The organism is Marinitoga arctica, from assembly GCF_054657315.1.
Window position 1 is genome coordinate 1 of record NZ_BAAHYY010000031.1, and the last position, 19,781, is coordinate 19,781.

Below are 19,781 nucleotides of genomic sequence, written 5' to 3' on the forward strand. Positions count from 1 at the left end.
TATTATATATTATTTTATTGTATTATTTATAATTATTTAATATTAACAATAAAATTCTTAAAAAAAAATAAAGAATCCCTTGGATTCCTTATTTAGAAGTTTTTTCTATATAATGTTCATAATCTAGATCTATATAGTCAAAAGAATTTTTAATCTTTTTTGCCCAATTTAATGTTATTGGATGCTCAATTCTTGAAGAAATCATAGTTTCTAACCCTAAATTTTCAGCAACTTTCAAATATTCAGATGTTCTTAGCAATCCTCCAAATTTTGTAATTTCAAAAACTAATCCTGTTGATATATCTTTTAATCTAATTATATCTTGAAGTGTTTTAAATGATTCATCCCAAAAAACAGGATACTTTGCCAAAAAATTTTTAACTGCAAATTCATTTCCAACAGGTAATGGTTGTTCAATAGCTACTATATCAACATCTTTAAATACTTCTAATATTTTTTTTACCTCATAATGATTAAATATACCTTTAAAATCTATCCATATTTTATATCTATCAATATTTGCTTTTAATATTTCTAATTCTTCTAAAGATAATTTTTCAAAAAATTCAATTTTTACTACTAATGCATCTATTAACTTATCATATATTGCATATCCCATTTCTTTATAAATATATAGCTTTTTCATTTCTTCATTTAAATCTTTTTTCGAAAATAATATTTTAGATAAATCTAAACCTTTTGAATTTAAAATATAGTCAGCAATAGCAATTTCAACAGCTGTTTTTGATGACATATCAAATTTCACTATTTCATTCATATTTTTTTCAAATTCAGCATATTCATTTAAATCGCCCCACTCTTCTGTTAATTTCCTCATTTTTTCTATTACAGCCATTGTAGTCTTATATGTCTCCCCATAATCAGAATTTGGCGTTCCCGCACCTAGTCCCTCAACTCCATTATGGTCAATTTTAAACACCGCATGTTCTATCCATTCTTTATTTAAGTGCTTTAACACACTTCTTTCCTGCCAATAATATACATCTCTTTTTCTATTCATAGTATTCCTCCTCATTTATTATTTACATTATTTTCTGATATAATAAATATGATAAACTATATAAATTTTATAAGATTCTTTGGAGTATTATATTATTATCGAGGTGTTGATATGATAAATAAACATAAAGTTTTTATTCCATTATTATTTATATCTATGTTATTAATAATAGGAATTGGTCTATTTTTCTCTATTAACTATTATAATATAAATTTAAGCAAAGCGCAAGAATATATCAAAAGTGAAAACTCTGTTGTTGCTACATTCATTGATGATTATTTTTTGGAATTAATACATTTTGCAGAAACATTTTCAAAAGACAAAGATTTTATCAATGCAGGATTTTCAAAAGAAAGCGAAAAAAAAGTATTAGAAATTTTAAAAAATTATCAAAATTCAAATAAAAATATAGCATATATTTATACTGGTTATAAAAACAAAAAAATAGTTATAAACAATTGGGAAGTACCTGAAAATTATGATCCAACTATTAGACCATGGTATTTAGAAGGTATTAAAAATCCAAATAATGTATATATCGGAACTCCCTATAAAGAATACAAAACAAAAAAATGGTTAATATCTACCGGAAAAGCATTAATAAATGAAAACAATGAAGTTGTAGGTGTATTATCCATAGATTGTTCTATTAGTGATTTTGTAAATTTAATAAATTCTGAATTAACCTATAAAAGTGGCCAAACTTTTGTTATTAATGGCGAAGGTACTATAATCCTTCATAAAAATTTAGAAAAAATTAATAAAAAATTTGAATATACTAATTTTTTAAATTCCAAAGGTATTATTAAAGATAAAATTAATAAAAAAAATTATTACATTGCCTATACAAAATTAATCTCATCTGGTTGGTATATTATCACAATGGTAGAAGAATCTGAAATTTTAGCACCTGTATATAAAGGAGTTATATCTTATTCAGTTATTTCAATTTCTTTGCTAATATCATTTGTTATATTACAAAGCATCTTAATCTCTAATTTAAGGTTAAAGCAATTAGTTGAACAAAGAACAAAAGAATTAAAAGAAAAAAATAAAAAAATTATGGATAGTATTTTATACGCAAAAAATATTCAAAATTCTATATTACCTTCTGAAAAATTACTAAAGCAGAAATTTGAAGATTTCTTTATATTATGGAAACCTGCAAATATTGTTGGAGGGGATTTTTATTGGTACAAAGAACGCGATGATAGTTCATTTTATGTTGCGGTAATAGATTGTACTGGACATGGGGTACCTGGCGCCTTAATGACAATGACAGCAAATTCAATATTAAATAGAATAATAGATGATACAAATTTAGTAAAGCCTTCAGATATTCTTGAAAGATTAAATATTTTATTTAAAAATACAATTAATTTAAATAATAATGATTATAGATATGATGATGGTTTGGAAATAGGATTATGTTATATTAACAATAACAAATTAATTTATAGCGGCGCGGGTATATCTCTATATTATACCAAAGATAATGAAGTAATAAGGATAAAAGGTGACAACAAGGGAATTGGATACAAAAGATCAAAAAATGATTATAAATTTTCTGAACATGTCGTAGAAATTAAAAATGATATGAACTTTTATATGGCATCTGATGGTTATGAAGATCAAAACAATCCCGAAGGAAAAAGATTTGGAAGAAAAAGGTTTATAAATTTAATAATAAATGCTTCAAAGGAAAAAATGTCAAAACAAAAAGAGATATTTGAAAGTACTTTAAAAAAATATATGAGGAATGAAGAACAGAGAGATGATATTACAATTATTGCTTTTAAAACAAGGCGGTGAAAATATTTCAAAAAACATCTTTGAAAGAGAAATTTCCTTAATAAGAAACTCTATAAAAATAATTAAAAAAAATAATATCTCTCTTGATGATTTAAAAAATGAATATAAAAAGTTACTCGAAGAATATACCAAATTATTTAATGAATTGAAAAAAATAATAGTTATCTCTGATATTCAAGAAAATCATCTTTTAAAATTGAAAAAAGAATTAGAAAAATCTAATTCTTTTTTTAAAACATTGTCTGAAAGAGATGTTTTAACTGGATTATATAACCGTTTAAAATTCGATGAGATAATAAAATATCAAATAAATTTATTTAATAGAGAAAATAGAGTCTTTAGTTTAATAATAATTGATATAGATAATTTTAAGAGTATTAATGATAATTATGGACACAATTTTGGAGATAAAATTTTAATTGAATTTTCTGATATTTTAAAAAACAATTTAAGGTCTATTGATTATATTTTTAGATGGGGTGGAGATGAAATAGCTATTATATTACCTAATTCTAACTTAAACTCTTCTTTAATTGTTGCTTTTAAGTTACAAAAAATGATAAATGATAAATTTAAAAAATATAATATATCCGCTAGTTTTGGATTAGTAGAATATAATAATAATTACAGCATTGATGAATTAATTGAATTAGCAGACACATCTTTATATAACTCTAAAAAAAGAGGGAGAAATAGAATTTCTTATTTTCAAGGGGGGAAATATTTTGAATCCACAAATAATTCTTGATATTAAAAAATACATTAGCAATAATAATATTATCATGACGTTCATCGGACCTTTTTCTCAAGGAATTATCGAAGAAATAGGCCATGCTTTAAGAGAATACGTAAAAAAAGATAAAAATATTAATGCCTCTTCGAATAATGTTTTTTCAGTTTTCATTGAACAAAGCCAAAATATAAAAAACTATGAAAGAATATTATCCGAAAAAGAGAAAAATAATTTAGATTCAATATTAATAATAGGAAAAAGTAATTATTACTATACAATCAGTTCTGGAAATGTTATAAGAAAAGACGATAAGGATTTTTTGAAAAGTTATATCGATTATTTAAATTCCTTAGATAAAGATGAAATTAAAAAGTTATATAAAAAAAAATTACGCGAATCTATAAATAGCAAAACTGGTGGTGCAGGTTTAGGTTTTCTTGAAATGGCAAAAAGAGCTTCAGAAAAATTTGAATATGATTTTATTAAATTAGATAATTATTATTACTATTTCATATTAATAATAAAAGTTAAATAGGAGGTAATGAAATGGAAAAATTAATTATTAAACCAACTAAATCTACTCCTGAAATAATATTTGACCCAGAAAAAAATATATTTTCAATAAAAGGAGAATCATACCCTGAAAATTCCTTTGATTTCTATAGTCCTGTATTTGAATGGTTGGAAAATTATTTTAACAATTTGGATACAGAAACACAAGTTATATTTAATTTTGATATAAGTTATTTAAATACAAGCAGCACCAAATCTATTATGTTTATACTCGATATTTTAGAAGATGCATATGAAAATAAAAAAAATGTGAAAATTAATTGGTATTATGATGAAGATAACGAATTTTCATATGAAATTGCTGAAAATTTTATGGAAGATTTAAACGTTCCTTTTTTATTAATAAGAAAATAATGAGGTGTTCCAATGGATAAAAATTTTTTAAATGAATATGAAAAATTGGAAACACATAAGAATTTTATTGAAACTAATAACTTCTCTTTAGAGGATTTAATAAGCAAATATAAGCAATTAATTAATGATTATGAACTTTTATTAAAACAAACCAAAAAAATTTCTAAAATTAGTGATATAAATCATATGATTTTAATTGAAACAAAAAAAAGACTAAAATTATTATTAGATAATTCAGAAGAAGGCTTTTTAATGTTTGGTAAGGACTTTATTATTCATAATGAATATAGTAATGAATGTTTAAATATTTTTGAAACTAATGATATTTCGAAAAAGAATGTTCTAGATTTATTGTATGTAGAAAATTATGATATTGAAAAAAAAATATTAAATCATATATTTGAAACTGATGAAAAAGAAGATGTATATTTAGAATTATTACCTAATGAAGTTAAAGTAAACGATAAATTTTTGAGAATTAAATACAAGATTATTCATTTAGATAATGAAAAATATATTATGTGTATTATACAAGATATTACAGAAAAAAGAGCTTTAGAAGAAAAAATAGAAATTGAAAAAAATAACACAAAAATGCTATTAAATGTTGTAATAAACAGAGATATTATAAAAAAACAAATTGAAGACTACCTTGAATATGTTACAAGTAAAGTATATAATGAAATAACAACTTATTCTATATCAAGTTTCATTAAAAACTTTTATAGGAAAATTCATACATACAAAGGGATATTTATACAATGGAATTTTATACATGCAGGAAAAAAACTAGATAAATTAGAAAATGAATTGAATATATTAAGTGAATCGAATATATCTAAAAAAGATGATTTAACCTCATTTATAAAATCTAAAAGTTTGAATAAGTTATTAAATGAAGAATTAAGTTTTATTAATAATATTTTAGGAAAAGATTTTCTAAAAAAAGATATGATCTGGATTGATAAAACAGAATTAAAAAAATTAGAAAAATATATAAAAACTACTTTACCTATAAAATATTCTCAAACATTGTTATATAAAATAAAAAGATTATATTTAAATGATATTAAAAATATTTTTGAACAATATAAAAAACATACATTGGAACTGGCAGAAAAATTAGAAAAAAAAATTGATTCGTTTGAAATAGAATCAAGTGTATTTATTGATATTGATGATTATTATGAATTTATAAAATCTCTTATTCATATATTTAGAAATATTATAGTTCACGGTATAGAAAAACCAGAAGAAAGAATAGCTTTAAATAAAAGTTCTGGAGGTAATATAAAATGCAAAATATATGAAAAAGAAAATGTTATTCATATTATCATATCTGATGATGGAAAAGGGATTGAAAATATACAAGATATATTTAAATATGGTTATTCTTCAAAAAAAAGAATTTCAGATATATATGCTGGCAAAGGTGTTGGATTATTTTCTATAAAAAAGGAAATTGAAAAATTAAATGGAAAAATTTCTGTTTTTTCTGAATTAAATAAAGGTACAACTTTTAATATTGAAATTCCTAGGAGGTAAAAATGTCTAATATATTAATTATTGAGGATAATATAAATGTCAGAAATACCTTAAAAAAGTATTTAAAAGAATTAGGGCATTCTATTGTTGGAGAATTAGAAGATATATTTGGTATTGTAGATGAATGCCAAAAGCTTAAACCAGATATTATTACTTTAGATTTATACTTAAAAAAATCCAATGGTATGAATGCTATAAAGGTTATTAAAAATCGTTTTCCAAATTCAAAAATTATTGTTATTAGTGTTTCAAATAATAAAAAAGAAATATTTAACGCTTTAAATAACGGTGCTGATTATTTTATAATTAAACCTCTAACAAAAGAAAAGTTAATTAACGCCCTAAAAAAAATAACATTGTCTGAATATAAAGTCTCTAAAATTAGACAATTATATAAAAAAGATGATGAAAGCTTTTTAGAAGTAACAAATTCTAATAGTACTTTGACAATATATATAAAAAGAGAATTAAATGGAAGAACCATAGAAAAAATTAATCAAGTTATAAATGGATTGTTGATAATTAAACCTTTAAAAATCGTATTTAAATATTTTGACGAAAGCGAGGACATAAAAAAAATAGAAAAGTCTTTAAATGACATTATATTAAAAATCAAACATCATGGTGGAACTGCGAAAATCGAAAATAATTGAAAGGAGTTTAATATGAGTGAGTTAGATAATTTAGGGAAATTATTTGAAAGTAAAATAAGGGATTTAAAAGAAGTCCCAGTTGATACATTTGCTTACATTGGAGATGCAGTAATAAATTTATATTTTATTAATTATATTATTGACACTGGTAGAAAAAAAGCGGGAAAATTACATAACGAAAGCAAAAATTATGTGAGTGCCAAAGCACAAGCGAAAATTGTTGATCACATCATTGATACTTTAAATAATGAAGAAAAAAGTATTTATAAAAGAGGTTTAAATTCTAAAGGTGCAAAAAAAAGAGGTAATGATATAGAATATAGAAAAGCCACAGCTTTCGAAACTGTTATTGGATATTTATTTTTAAAAAAAGATTATAATAGATTAAATGAAATATTAGAGTTTTCAAAGGATGCCTTAAATAAGGAGAGTGAATGATGTACGTATATGGTAGAAATGTTTTAAAAGAGATAATAAATTCAAATTATCCTGTAAAAAACATTTATTTTACAGATAGCAAAAGAGCTGATAAAACTTTAAATGATCTAATAAATTTATCTAAAAAAAACAATTATTCTTATTCATTTGCACCTGATAAAGTGTTACAAAGAATGGTAAATATTTCAAAACATCAAGGAGTGGTAATCGACATAGGTAAAGAATTTAGATATGCCAAAGAGGATATATTGGACAAATTAAAAGAAAATGCTACAATTGTTATACTTGACCAACTCCAAGATCCTCATAATTTTGGTGCCATTATTAGATCAGCTCTTGCTGCAGATGCCGATTTAATTGTTATACCAAAAGATAATTCAGTAGAAGTAACACCTACCGTAATAAAAGTTTCAGTAGGTTTAGCATTTAGAATTCCTATATTAAAGGTAACAAATATTTCTCGATTTATAGAAAATATTAAAAAACGAGATTTTTGGGTATACGGCGCAGATATGAGCAATAATGTATATTATAAAATGGATTTAACAGGAAATATTGCATTGGTTATGGGAAATGAAGGAAGTGGGATTAGAGAAAATGTAAAATCAAAATGCGATGCTTTGATTTCAATTCCAATGGCAAACAATGTGGAGTCATTAAATGTCTCTGTCAGTGCAGGAATATTATTATTTGAGATATTTAGACAAAAAAGTAGGTGATTAAATGGCTATTGTAAAATTACCTGAATCGGTTATAATGAAAATAGCTGCTGGCGAAGTTGTTACTGGAACATTTGCTGTAGTAAAAGAACTTTTTGAAAATGCTTTAGATGCTCATGCTGATAGTATAACTATTGAAATAAAAGATGGCGGAAAAACTTATATAAGAATTTCAGATAATGGAATAGGTATGTCTAAGGAAGAAATTTTATTAGCAGTCCAACCTCATACTACCAGCAAAATTAAAAGTGTTGATGATTTATATTCTATTCAAACTTATGGATTTAGAGGAGAAGCCTTAGCGGCTATTTCAAGAGTTTCAAGAATGAAAATAACCTCAAGAAAAAAAGGTGATGATTTAGCTACTTCTATAGATTTTGTAGGCGGAGAATCCATAAATATAAAAAAAATTGCAGCTATGCCAGGAACAACAATAGAAGTAAAAGATTTATTTTTTAACGTTCCTGCTAGAAGAAAATTTTTAAAATCTGCAGCAGTTGAAGGTAGAATGATCACAGAAATTATAGAAAAATTTATTTTATCTACAAATATAGGTATAGAATATATAAAAGATAGCAAAACTATATATTCTATACCAAAAAATATGGATTTAATAGAAAAAATAAATACAATATTTCCCGAAACTAAAAAAAATGACTTTTTTAAAATAAGTTTTGAAGAAACTTGGTTTAAAATAAAAGGCTATATTTCTCATCCAAGAGTTACAAGAAATAATAGAACTGCTCAAATATTTTTTATAAATAACAGATATATTCGATCTGGTGATTTGTTTGCAGTTTTCGAATCAGGTTATGGCGAAATGTTAGAATCAAGGAGACATCCATATGGAATAATCTTTTTTGATATAGATCCCAAAGAAGTTGATGTGAATGTTCACCCTCAAAAACTTGAAGTGAAAATTTCAGAATCCCGCATTATATATAATAAATTTAAACGGTTAATTAGAGAAACATTAATAAATCAAACCAAATTTAAAATGTCTATAAATGTTCAAAATACATACAATACACAACAAGAAAGTAATTTATTATATATGAATAAAATTGAATCTAAAGAGGATAAAAAAACTATAGTTTCTGAGAATGAAAAAGAATATCAAACATTTATGATAAAAAACAAAAAAGAAAAAAAATCACTTCCTTTTCCAAATGTTCATCATTATGAAGAAAAAAAATTGATTAAAAACATTATTAATAATAATACTTATATTAAACCAGAAATAAATCAATCACAAAAAAATATTGATTTAAGTCATTATAGAATTGTTGGATTAGTTGCAGATAGATATATTATCCTTGAATTAAAAGATTCTATTCATTTTATTGATTTTCATGCAGCACATGAAAGAGTTATATATGAGGATTTAAAAAAAGAATTTTTTGAAAACGGAAATATAACAACGCAAATGACCATGCTTCCAATTCAGATAAAATTGGATGCAACTAGAAAAGAACTTCTAGAAAATAATTTTGAAAAAATTAGAAAATTTGGATTTGAAATAACAAAAAACAACAATGAATTTTATATTATAGGATTTCCTTCAAATATAAGAATAAATGATCCTCAATCTACTATTATAGAAATATTAGACGAATTAAGATTAGAAGGTATTGAAACTCCTGAAAAAATTTTTGATCATGCAATAGCCACTATGGCATGTAGAGCAGCAGTAAAAACTGGTGATGATCCTGTTGGATTAGAAACATTAATTTCAAAAATTATAGAATATAAAATTCTTACTTGTCCTCACGGACGGCCAATATCAATGGAATTACCACTTAAAAAAATTGATGAATTTTTTGAGAGAAGTTGACATTCTAAAAAAAATATTGTATAATAAGAAAAAAATATTATAGGTGGTGTAACATATGAGGAAAATATCATCAATAAAATTTAATAATTTCAATAATAATAATATCTTCCAGCGTTGGTGTAACGCGAGGTAATTTTTCGCATATAATACAACACCGGCGCTGAATGTTTTAATCAGCGCCGGTTTTTTATTTAAATATTTCTTATTTTAAATAATGAATAATGGAGAGGGAGAGATTTTACTATACTTTAATTTTGAAGGGAGAGAGTATTATGACAAAAAAGATGGTAGAAGAAAGAAAGGTTGATACTGTAAAATTAGTAAAGGAATATTTAGAAAACCCTGTATACAAAGATGCTACTCTTGTACAAAGCGAAATATTAAAAGGTATTAGACATGTTCTCGATGAAAAAGGGTTTATTGAATTGTTACCAGTTACGGTTTCGCCAATAACAGATCCTTTAAACCATCCACATTTTGAAGCAGAATTTGATTATTATGGTCAAAAATATTCTGTAACAAAATCTATGATTTTACACAAACAAGTAGCTGTCTTGGTTCATAAAAAAATATACATAGTATCGCCAAATGTTAGACTGGAAACAGAAGATAAAATGGATTCTGGAAGACACCTATTTGATTTTGTTCAAATTGATATGGAAATGTTAGAATCTAGCAGGGAGGATGTTTTCGACGTAATGGAAGATGCCATTATTCATACGATTAAAATTTTAAAAGAAAAATATCCTGATATTATTGAAAAATATCATCCTTCCTTAAAAACACCTAAAAAACCATTTAAACGTTATACTGTCAAAGAATTAAAAGAAAAATATGGAGAAGATTATGAAAAAAAAGCTTCTTTGAATGCTGATGAACCATTTTGGATGATCGATATTCCTTTAATGGAAAGAGAATTTTATGATAAACAAGATCCAGAAAGACCTGATGTTCTATTAGATTTTGACCTTATTTATCCAGAAGGTTTTGAAGAAGCTATTTCTGGGGGAGAAAGGGAACACGAATATGAACAAATATTAAAAAGAATGGAATTAAAGAATACTCCTCCTGAACAATTTAAAGATTACTTAGAAGTTGCAAAATCTGGAATATTAAAGCATTCAGCTGGATGCGGAATTGGTATAGAAAGATTTACACGTTGGGTGTTAGCCTTAGATCATGTGGAAAAAACCAGATTATTTGCAAAAACTCCAGGGAAACACTCTATATAATAAAACGGGCTATTCAAGCCCGTTTTATTATATCTTAAACTTATTTATTAATTCCATTAATGATTGAGCTAATTTATTTCCTTCTTCTGCCGATTCGCTCACCTGATGTGAACTTTGAGTTTGTTGATCTATAGCTGAAACCATATACTTAACCTGCTCTGATATTTCACTAATAACCTTTGATATTCTATCCATAGCAGCAGCCATTTCTTCCGTTGAGGCACTTTGTTCTTCAGCAGCAGATGAAAGCTCATGAACCTTCATATTCATTTCTTCTACTTTATCTAAAATTAGCTTAAATTGTGAAACTACATTCTCAGACTCAAAATCTATATCTTTAATAATATGAACAACCTTATTTGTAGCCTCATTAGCGCTTAAGGCTCCATCTTTTACAGATATTAAAATCTTTGCTATTTCTTCTGTAGAAGATTTACTTTGCTCTGCTAGTTTTCTTATCTCATCTGCAACAACAGCAAAACCTTTTCCTGCTTCACCTGCTCTTGCCGCTTCAATTGCTGCATTCAACGCAAGTAGATTAGTTTGTTCGGTTATATTATTTATGGTTTCGACTATATCGCCAATATTTTTTACTTTATCAGATAAATTATTTACTTTTTCTTGTGTATTTTTTGATTCCAATACTGCTGTTTCAACAATTTCTACAATTCTTTTTACAGATTTCTCACCATTTATTGCTGCTTTAGAAGCTTCATTTGCTTTATAAGATAATTCTTCCGCATTTGTTGATATCATTTGAGCGGAACTTGCTACTTCTTCAACTCCTGAAGATACTTCTTCTACAGATGCTGACGCATCCTCTGTATTAGACTCAATAATTTTTGACTGCGAAGCCAAATCATCCGAAATTGCATTCTGTTCTTCTGAAACAGAAGCTAATGTATCTGAAGATAAAGATAACTTTCCTGATGCATCATATATCAACTGCATTGATTTTCTTAAATCATTTGCCATAACTTCAAGAGCATTTGCCATTTCAGCAATTTCATCTTTATTATTAGTTTTAAATTTAACCGTTAAATCTCCTTTACCAAATGACTTTATTTTTTTCATTAATATTTTTATAGGTTTAATAATACTTAGAACTGTTATCCAACTAAATATAATAGAGATAATAATTCCTGCAATTAACGTTGAAACCACCACAACAATTGCTTTGTTTGACTTAGCTGTCGCTTCCTCGCTTTTTCTAACGGCTTCAATTTTATTGTAATCAACTATTTTTTTCAATATTTTTGCGCTTTCCTCAAATAGTGGCAAATCTATATTTAAACTTTGATCGGACATTTCTTCTTTTAAAAGTAAAGACTCATCTGCTATTTGATTAATTGTTTCAAATGTATCGAATATATTTTCTAAATACGGAATAAGAGAATTATTGTATACCCTTTGCATTAACTCTATTTGTTTTTCATTTTGTTTTTTTATAACTGTATTAATTGTCTTTGCAGTTTTTAAAAATCCTTCATTATATTTTTTCATTTCTTCAAACATATCTGCTAAGTAGTCGTTTTCTGTATAATAATTTTCCAACCATTTACCAAAAGCACTATTTCTTGGATTTAACTCTTCATTAAATGGTTCTTTTTCTAAAATAGCTTTTTCAATAACCCATGCTAGTCTATATAATTCGCTTTCATAAGTTTTTATATCCAATTTTAACGATTTTGGATCAAGTATCTTTGTTTCATCTAAATTTCTAGACAACTCCATAAAACTGGCATGTGCACTTTCCCATGCTGCTAATTTGCTTTTATACTCTTTCCAATATTTCTGTTCCTCACTATTTAAATTATATGTTTCATATTCATTAATTAATTTATTTATTGAATTCCATGTTTCATTCATTTTTTGATACTCTTCATTTCTTAATTGCTGATCAAGTAATCCCAACAATGCCATTTCAGATTTTTCTATTGAAGTTTGGAGTTGATATATTGAAAGAATTTTTTGAACCTTTGGCAAATTTTCATTTGCTATTTTTAAAACAGAATCTTTTATACTATTTGTAGAAAACAAACCTAAAATGCCAATTATAATAGCTATAATTAATATTCCTAAAAAACCGATTATAATTTTTGTTCTTATTTTCATTTTCTCACCTCCGTAATTTTATTATACATATAAAAAATAAAATTTATATTAAGCTTTATACAATTCCATTTTTTTGTTTTTAGGAATTTAATAAATTTCAAAGAATGATAAATTGAAAGATTATTCCATGGAGGGATATTATGAAAAATTTATTTTATTTTATAATACTGCTTTTATTATTTCTTTTATCTTCTTGTTTAAAGCCTGTAGATTCGAAATTTAATATAAATGTGGAAATTTCATTTTCTTCACAAACAAAAACTATATTAAATAAAGATGTCAACGAAGCAAATGGAGAAATAATTTTAAGACTTGATTCACCACTTGCAAACATAGGACAAGCACATTTAAATATAGCAAATATAAATGATAAAACGAATATTAAGACAATTGATTTAAAGCCCATAAATCAAAATACATTTTCAGGTAATTTTGAAATAAATGAAGCTGGCAAATATGAAATAATTGGAATTTTTTTAATTGGCGGTGAAGAATATTCGAGCAGAAATAAATTATTTATAAATGTTTATGATTATAAAAAAGAATTAGAGCCTATTGTAAATTTAAAAAATACAGAAACAGGTGATATTTTAAAAAACAATATTTATAGTCCATATAGAAATTATTCTCTTTTGATTTCTGTTGATTCTGAAATTGTGTACAATAGCGATTTTTCTTATAAAATTTTTCTTGATAATAATTTGGTTGAAGAAGGTTCTTTAAAAAATAAAACTTTTGAATCAACGCCTATATTTTTAGAAAATAAAAATCACATAATATCTGTAGAGGTATTAGATACAGTAAATAATGGATTTGGAAGAACTACAATTACATTAAACCCTATGAACATAGATACTTCTTTTGATTTAATTGGAAAAATTTATAAAAATAATTATAACGGTATTATTTTATCAAATAATTCGACATTAACTACTATAGATCCAATATATATAGAGATGAATATAAATGAAAAATATGATCTTCCTGCATCTTATTTATACAATATATCAAATAATGATGGAATTTTAGCAAGTTCTTTACTAGATAAAAAAGAATTTAAATACGGCCCAATATATTTAAAAAGCGGAAATACTGTTTTAAATTTATATGCAAAAAACTTAATTTCTAATGAATCAACTGAAATTCAATTAAATTTAAATATTGAACAATTTGAAGAATTTACAGCCAATCTGGAAATTTATAAAAAAGATTATTTGAATAAAGACATAAACATAGATAACTCTTCTTTAATAACAGACAGAGATCCTGTTTATTTTAAGGTTTTAGTAAATAAAAATTATGACTTTTCAAATGAGCTCAATTATAATTTTATTTTAAAAAAAGATGGTGTTGATTATAAAAAATTAAATATAACTACAAATAGCACTATCTTAGAAACTGAAAAAATGCATTTAGAAGAAGGAAATTATGAATTAGCTTTGACTATAACTAAATCAGACACTAATTATATAAAAGAATATTATAAAACATTTAAAGTTTCAAAAGCTATAAACAATTTCAATCTTAACTTTTCTTTAATACAAAAAAATTCCGACGAAAGCACGTACTTATATTATTTACCAGAAAAAATTATGGTTGATCCAGAGTCTACAAAATTAAATGATTTCGATATTAATTTCAATATAGAGGCTAATTACTCATATCCTGCAACTTATATATACTCTATTTATATCAATGATATTGAATTGTTTTCATCAAATCCTGTTCAAACACGAAATTTCAAATATACATCTTATGAATTTCCAAAAGGTCATAATTATATAAAAATCTCTTCTAAAGATATTGATAGTAATTATTTAGTTACAAAAAAATTTGAAGTACTTGTTAAAGAAAATAATCCACCAGAATTATATAGAGTATCTATCGAAGGAACAGACGTTTATTCAAAAGAAAGTACTTATGATTTTTATGATTTAGATATAAGCTATCCTATATCTAATCCTAGAATAGTAATTGATTTTTTTGATGAATCTGAGATAATAACTAGAGATTCATTAAATATTACGGTAAAAATTTTTGAAAATAATACAAATAATATTATAAATATTCCATTAGCATCGGATCAAGAAAGCAAACATCTTAAATTTAGTGGAATATTAGAAAATATAACACTTGATTCAACACAAACATGGGAAATAAAAATAGACCCTTCTCAGATTATAGATGAATTTGATAATAGTTATGCAGATGTTGATGACAGTAAAAAGAAATATTATCCTATACATTTTAAAACCAAATAACACGGAGGTGTAGTTTATGAGGATTTACCACAACATGGAAGCGTTAAACGCATGGAGAACGCTATCAAATGTAAAAGGTAGTATGGGTAAAACTTTAGAAAAGCTCTCATCTGGATTGAGAATTAATAGAGCAGCAGATGATGCAGCTGGTTTGGCTATCTCTGAAAAAATGAGAAACCAAATTAAAGGTCTTGACAAAGCCATCAAAAACTCCCAGGATGCTATATCAATGATTCAAACTGCAGAAGGTGCTTTAGATGAAGTTCATTCCATTTTAAAGCGTATGAGAGAATTAGCAGTACAAGCTTCTACCGAAACTAATACAGATGCCGATAGAGTTCAACTACAAAATGAATTTACAGAATTAAGAGATGAAATAGACAGAATTGCAAAAACAACACAATTCAACACAAAAAACCTATTAGATGGTTCAATAAAAGGCACAAGAACCGCAGAAGCTAAATTAGTATCTCCTGGATCTGCTCATTTTGCTGTAGGTGCATATTCTTCAAATATTACAGCAAGCGGAAATTTTGTTATTGAAGTTGGTCAATTCCAAGGTGGAGCAACTTCACAACTTGATATAAAAATATCTAGAATTGATGCTAACGGAGTTTCTCAGGTTACTATTACAAGTGTAACATTATCAGGCTCTAGAGTTACTGCAACATTAAGTGGTGGAACTGCTACAGTAGGAATAACATGGGATTCTAATCAAATTGCAACCATCAATGATTACGGCGGAACATTGGCCTCAGGAACAAAGGTTGATGGAGGATCTGTTGCTGTATATGGCATTGTTACTAACAATGTAGATCCTATAAAATTCCATGTAGGTGCTAACGAAGGACAAATTATCACTTTAGGATTTGAAAGTATGAAATCTGATGATTTAGGAATTACTACATCTATAAAAATAGATTCACAATCTGATGCTGAATTTGCTATAAGTGCTATTGATGCTGCTGTATATAGAGTATCTGCATTTAGAGCGAAATTAGGTGCTTCTCAGAACAGATTAGAACATACAATTAAAAACTTAGGTGTTGCACAAGAAAACTTAACTGCTGCTGAAAGTCGTATTAGAGATGCTGATATGGCAAAAGAAATGGCAGAATTCACTAAACAACAAATACTTATGCAATCTGGTACTGCTATGTTGGCTCAAGCTAATCAATTACCACAACAAGTTACACAACTTTTAAGATAATAAAAAATACTCCAGTTCAACAACTGGAGTATTTTTTATTCACTAGACTTCAAAATTTTTTCTACATTTATTACTAAAAATATTTCTCCAGATAAAGAAAACACTTCATCAACAAAATAAAATTCTTTTAATTCTTCACCTGGAGTACTTAAAGATCCGCTATCAACCGAAACGACATCTACCTCATTTGAAAAAAAACCATATCTTTTATTTTCATAATTAAAGCTTATAATATACATTTTTTCTTCTTTATAATTTTGATATTCGTCTTTTAATATTCTTTTTAAATCAATAAGTGTTATTGGTTGATTATCATTATTTATTACTCCTATAATATATTCAGGCGTATTAGGTAATTCTCTTTTTTCAGTAGAACTTATTATTTCCTTTACAATATTTGCTTTTAATGCATATAAAATATTATCCACTTTAAAAACAACATAATGATTTATTTTTTCCTTTAAAAGGAGTTGTTTTTTTAAGTTCTCAAATGGATTCTTCTTCATCAAATTCACTTCCTGTTTCTTCTTTCTTTTCAATTTCTTCTAATTTTTTAAATATCTCTTCTAAATTTTTAGGTCCTTTTTTTGTAGAAAACATCTTTTTTAACTCATCATATTCCTTTTCTATATTTCGAAATTTTATCACAATATTATCCATTATACTTTTATTTTTGCTTATAATTATCTTTAACAAATTAAGAGCATTTTTTATTTGAGCTGATGAAATTGAATATTCTTTAATAAAGTTTTCAATATCATTATAATTTGTAGTAACTTTCCTTATTTCAGATATATTTAAGTCCATTGTTTTAAATAACTCATTCAAAATGTTTTTATAATCATTTAAATTTTCTATTATTTGAGAAATTTGAGAATATGTTTTTGTATTATATTCCTTCAAAACATATGACATATCTCTCATATCAGAAGCAATGACAGCAAAAGAAATAGATCCCTTTTCTTTTGCTGCTTCTAAAGCTGCATTTAAAGATAATATTTCCGCTCTAAAAGATAGATCACTTACCTTTTCTGAGATTTCTGTTATTTTTGAAATTAAATCATTGAAATATGGTATTTTTGATTTAGATTTTAATAGTTCATGCCTTAAATTTTCAAGTTCATTATCATATAACGATAATTTTGATTTAAAATTTTCTGAGATTTTCTGAGAATCGTTTACAGACTGAGAAATTGCCTCAACTGTTTTAGCGAGTTTTTCTACTGTTTCATTTTCCTCATTTATTCGTGAAATCTCTTCTGCTATCAATTCACTTGTTGTTTTGATATTATTTTCTAACTTAATTATTTGCTGTGAAAAAGAGTTAAAATTTTCTTTCAAGTTCATAGCAGTTAATTGTAAATTATCAGAAAAATCTATAAACATAGGTTCTTTTATTGATAACTCAATATTTCCAAAACTCATTTCATTGAATTTTTTCAATTCATTTTTCATAACTTCCAAAGTCTTATAGAATTTCTTCCTGAAAATAATATTATTAAATAGTATTTCAAAAATTATTAAAACTATTAATACTCCTAACCCTAATAAGTAATATTTTATAAAATTAGGTGCTATTAACGCTTTTTCAATATAAAAACCTATTTTCCAATTAATTGAATCAATATCACTTAAAAATAATAAAAATTCACTTTTATCTTTTTTTATTTCTAAAAAACCTTCAGAATTATTTAAATCTCTTATAACATTTTCTCTGAAATTTTTTGCAAAAGTACCTGAATTTATGCTACCATCACTATTTATACTAAAATAACTCCCTAAGCTATCTATAAAGAAAATTTCTCCTTGATTTTTAAATTTAAAATTATTAGAAGATAAAAATATATTTTTTAAGTTCAAAGCTCCTCCGAAAATATACTTTTTATCTTTTTCATAATATTCTACCACTAAAATAATAGATGTATCTCCAGAAATTTTTGATATAAATATATCGCTAATAGCCCATTTCTTATTATTTGTAAATATTTCTTGAAAATATCTATATCTAGAAATATTTGTAAAAATATTAGAACTTGAAATACTTTCTCCATCTGAATTTGCCACAAAAAATTCTTCAAATTCAGGATAATCTTTCAATTTCTTTTTTAAGTATTGTAATACTATGCTTGTATCAGTAGCACTATATGAAAAATTTTTGGGAATACTTTTCAACTTTACTATTTCATTTTCAAAATAAAGTGATAGGTATTTCCCTTTTTCATTTAAGCTATTCATTATCGTTTCTGAAACAGGATCAAAAATATTTTTTCCTAAATTATATTGAAAAAAGAAAATTAAACCAAATATAGATATAGCAAATAATATTATTGACAAAAAATTTAATAAACCTTTCAATGATATTTTTGACATTTTCATCTCCCCTATCCTAAAATTATATTATCTATCAAACGAGCTTTGCCAACAAAAGCAGCTACAGCAACTAGTACTTTATTTTTTATTTCTTTTACACTTTCCAAATTATATTCATCCACGATTTCAATATAATCTATTTTTACTAAAGGATTATTTTCAAATATTTTTCTCATTTCACATTTTATTTTTTCAGAATCTCTTTCTCCAGATTCATATAATTCCTTTGCTTTTTTTAATGATTTATTTAAAGCTAGCGCCTGAATTCTCTCTTCACTTGATAAATAAATATTCCTTGAACTCATTGCTAAACCATCATCTTCCCTTATAATTGGCATTTCCACCATTTCCACATCCATATTTAAGTCATTAACCATTTTTCTTAAAACCCTGAATTGTTGCGCATCTTTCTGTCCAAAATATGCTCTTGAAGGTCGTACAATATTAAATAATTTCGAAACTATTGTAGTAACCCCTCTAAAATGACCTGGTCTAGACTTACCGCAAAGTACTCTAGTTAGTTTAATTTCCTCTACATATGTAGAATAGCCTCCAGGATACATTTCATCAACCGAAGGATTAAAAACATAATCAACGTCAAATGGTTTTAACAATTCCATATCTCTATTTAAATTTCTGGGATATCTATCAAAATCTTCATTTGGACCAAATTGCGTAGGATTAACAAAAATACTCACTACTACAATATCATTATCCTTTCTTGCTTGTTCAACTAAAGACAAATGCCCTTTGTGTAAATATCCCATTGTTGGTACAAAACCTATTGTTTTTCCGTTTATTATTAATTCATTTCTAATTCTTTTCATATCAGAAATTGTTTTTATTAATTTCATATTATCCCTCCATTTCATTTTCTAAAAGAATTTTACCACACATTCAATAATTTTCAA

Annotated in this window: 17 protein-coding genes; 12 read left to right on the top strand and 5 right to left on the bottom strand. The window is 25.3% G+C overall.

Translation table 11 applies throughout. From position 1 onward, the window contains the following. Window positions 1–88: 88 nt before the first annotated feature. A complete protein-coding gene (locus tag ACYQ44_RS08460) occupies window positions 89–1,021 on the bottom strand; it encodes an enolase C-terminal domain-like protein (RefSeq protein WP_459996558.1) in 933 nt (310 codons plus the stop codon). 111 nt (window positions 1,022–1,132) lie between these two features. Here ACYQ44_RS08460 and ACYQ44_RS08465 point away from each other — a divergent pair, with 111 nt between their 5' ends. The 10 genes from ACYQ44_RS08465 (at window position 1,133) to ACYQ44_RS08510 (ending at window position 10,914) form a co-directional block, all read left to right on the top strand. Beyond that, on the top strand, window positions 1,133–2,833 hold the full coding sequence (locus ACYQ44_RS08465) for a cache domain-containing protein (protein ID WP_459996559.1): 1,701 nt from the start codon (window positions 1,133–1,135) through the stop codon (window positions 2,831–2,833). Further along, entirely contained in the window at window positions 2,781–3,581 is an 801-nt protein-coding gene (locus ACYQ44_RS08470) for a GGDEF domain-containing protein (RefSeq protein WP_459996560.1), read from the top strand. The genes ACYQ44_RS08465 and ACYQ44_RS08470 overlap by 53 nt, the downstream gene beginning before the upstream one ends. Next, window positions 3,559–4,101, top strand: a complete 543-nt coding sequence (locus ACYQ44_RS08475; RefSeq protein ID WP_459996561.1) for a SiaB family protein kinase — start codon at window positions 3,559–3,561, stop codon at window positions 4,099–4,101. The genes ACYQ44_RS08470 and ACYQ44_RS08475 overlap by 23 nt, the downstream gene beginning before the upstream one ends. Before the next feature lie 11 nt (window positions 4,102–4,112). Then, window positions 4,113–4,493 (top strand): DUF1987 domain-containing protein, encoded by a 381-nt coding sequence (locus tag ACYQ44_RS08480; RefSeq protein WP_459996562.1) that lies wholly within the window; start codon window positions 4,113–4,115, stop codon window positions 4,491–4,493. A gap of 12 nt (window positions 4,494–4,505) precedes the next feature. Continuing rightward, window positions 4,506–6,038 (top strand): ATP-binding protein, encoded by a 1,533-nt coding sequence (locus ACYQ44_RS08485; RefSeq protein WP_459996563.1) that lies wholly within the window; start codon window positions 4,506–4,508, stop codon window positions 6,036–6,038. Window positions 6,039–6,040: 2 nt separating this feature from the next. Next, window positions 6,041–6,691, top strand: coding sequence for a response regulator (locus tag ACYQ44_RS08490; RefSeq protein ID WP_459996564.1), 651 nt, complete (start codon window positions 6,041–6,043; stop codon window positions 6,689–6,691). Between the two features lie 12 nt (window positions 6,692–6,703). Next, window positions 6,704–7,129 carry a Mini-ribonuclease 3 gene (locus ACYQ44_RS08495; RefSeq protein WP_459996565.1) on the top strand — a complete coding sequence of 142 codons (426 nt, stop codon included), beginning with the start codon at window positions 6,704–6,706 and terminating at the stop codon, window positions 7,127–7,129. After that, entirely contained in the window at window positions 7,129–7,848 is a 720-nt protein-coding gene (rlmB, locus tag ACYQ44_RS08500) for a 23S rRNA (guanosine(2251)-2'-O)-methyltransferase RlmB (RefSeq protein WP_459996566.1), read from the top strand. The genes ACYQ44_RS08495 and rlmB overlap by 1 nt, the downstream gene beginning before the upstream one ends. Before the next feature lie 4 nt (window positions 7,849–7,852). Next, the gene (gene mutL / locus ACYQ44_RS08505) at window positions 7,853–9,682 is read left to right on the top strand and encodes a DNA mismatch repair endonuclease MutL (protein WP_459996567.1); all 1,830 of its coding nucleotides are present in this window, start codon (window positions 7,853–7,855) and stop codon (window positions 9,680–9,682) included. A 272-nt stretch (window positions 9,683–9,954) separates the two neighbouring features. After that, complete coding sequence (locus ACYQ44_RS08510; RefSeq protein ID WP_459996568.1) at window positions 9,955–10,914, top strand: asparagine synthetase A; 960 nt, start codon at window positions 9,955–9,957, stop codon at window positions 10,912–10,914. 27 nt (window positions 10,915–10,941) lie between these two features. On the opposite strand, the gene ACYQ44_RS08515 is transcribed toward ACYQ44_RS08510, so the two are convergent. After that, the gene (locus ACYQ44_RS08515) at window positions 10,942–13,029 is read right to left on the bottom strand and encodes a HAMP domain-containing methyl-accepting chemotaxis protein (protein WP_459996569.1); all 2,088 of its coding nucleotides are present in this window, start codon (window positions 13,027–13,029) and stop codon (window positions 10,942–10,944) included. 140 nt (window positions 13,030–13,169) lie between these two features. Between ACYQ44_RS08515 and ACYQ44_RS08520 the strand changes: the two genes are divergently transcribed. Together ACYQ44_RS08520 and ACYQ44_RS08525 are read left to right on the top strand one after the other, a co-directional pair. Further along, the gene (locus ACYQ44_RS08520) at window positions 13,170–15,290 is read left to right on the top strand and encodes a hypothetical protein (protein WP_459996570.1); all 2,121 of its coding nucleotides are present in this window, start codon (window positions 13,170–13,172) and stop codon (window positions 15,288–15,290) included. 16 nt (window positions 15,291–15,306) lie between these two features. Next, a complete protein-coding gene (locus tag ACYQ44_RS08525) occupies window positions 15,307–16,500 on the top strand; it encodes a flagellin N-terminal helical domain-containing protein (RefSeq protein WP_459996571.1) in 1,194 nt (397 codons plus the stop codon). Window positions 16,501–16,535: 35 nt separating this feature from the next. On the opposite strand, the gene ACYQ44_RS08530 is transcribed toward ACYQ44_RS08525, so the two are convergent. From ACYQ44_RS08530 to panC, 3 genes are read right to left on the bottom strand one after another with little or no spacing between them, the layout of a single operon-like run. After that, window positions 16,536–17,006, bottom strand: coding sequence for a chemotaxis protein CheW (locus ACYQ44_RS08530; protein ID WP_459996572.1), 471 nt, complete (start codon window positions 17,004–17,006; stop codon window positions 16,536–16,538). Then, window positions 16,987–18,870: a methyl-accepting chemotaxis protein gene (locus ACYQ44_RS08535; protein WP_459996573.1), complete on the bottom strand. Its 1,884-nt coding sequence runs from the start codon at window positions 18,868–18,870 to the stop codon at window positions 16,987–16,989. Before ACYQ44_RS08535 ends, ACYQ44_RS08530 begins: the two co-directional genes overlap by 20 nt. Before the next feature lie 11 nt (window positions 18,871–18,881). Then, window positions 18,882–19,724, bottom strand: a complete 843-nt coding sequence (gene panC / locus ACYQ44_RS08540; RefSeq protein WP_459996574.1) for a pantoate--beta-alanine ligase — start codon at window positions 19,722–19,724, stop codon at window positions 18,882–18,884. Window positions 19,725–19,781 lie beyond the last annotated feature (57 nt).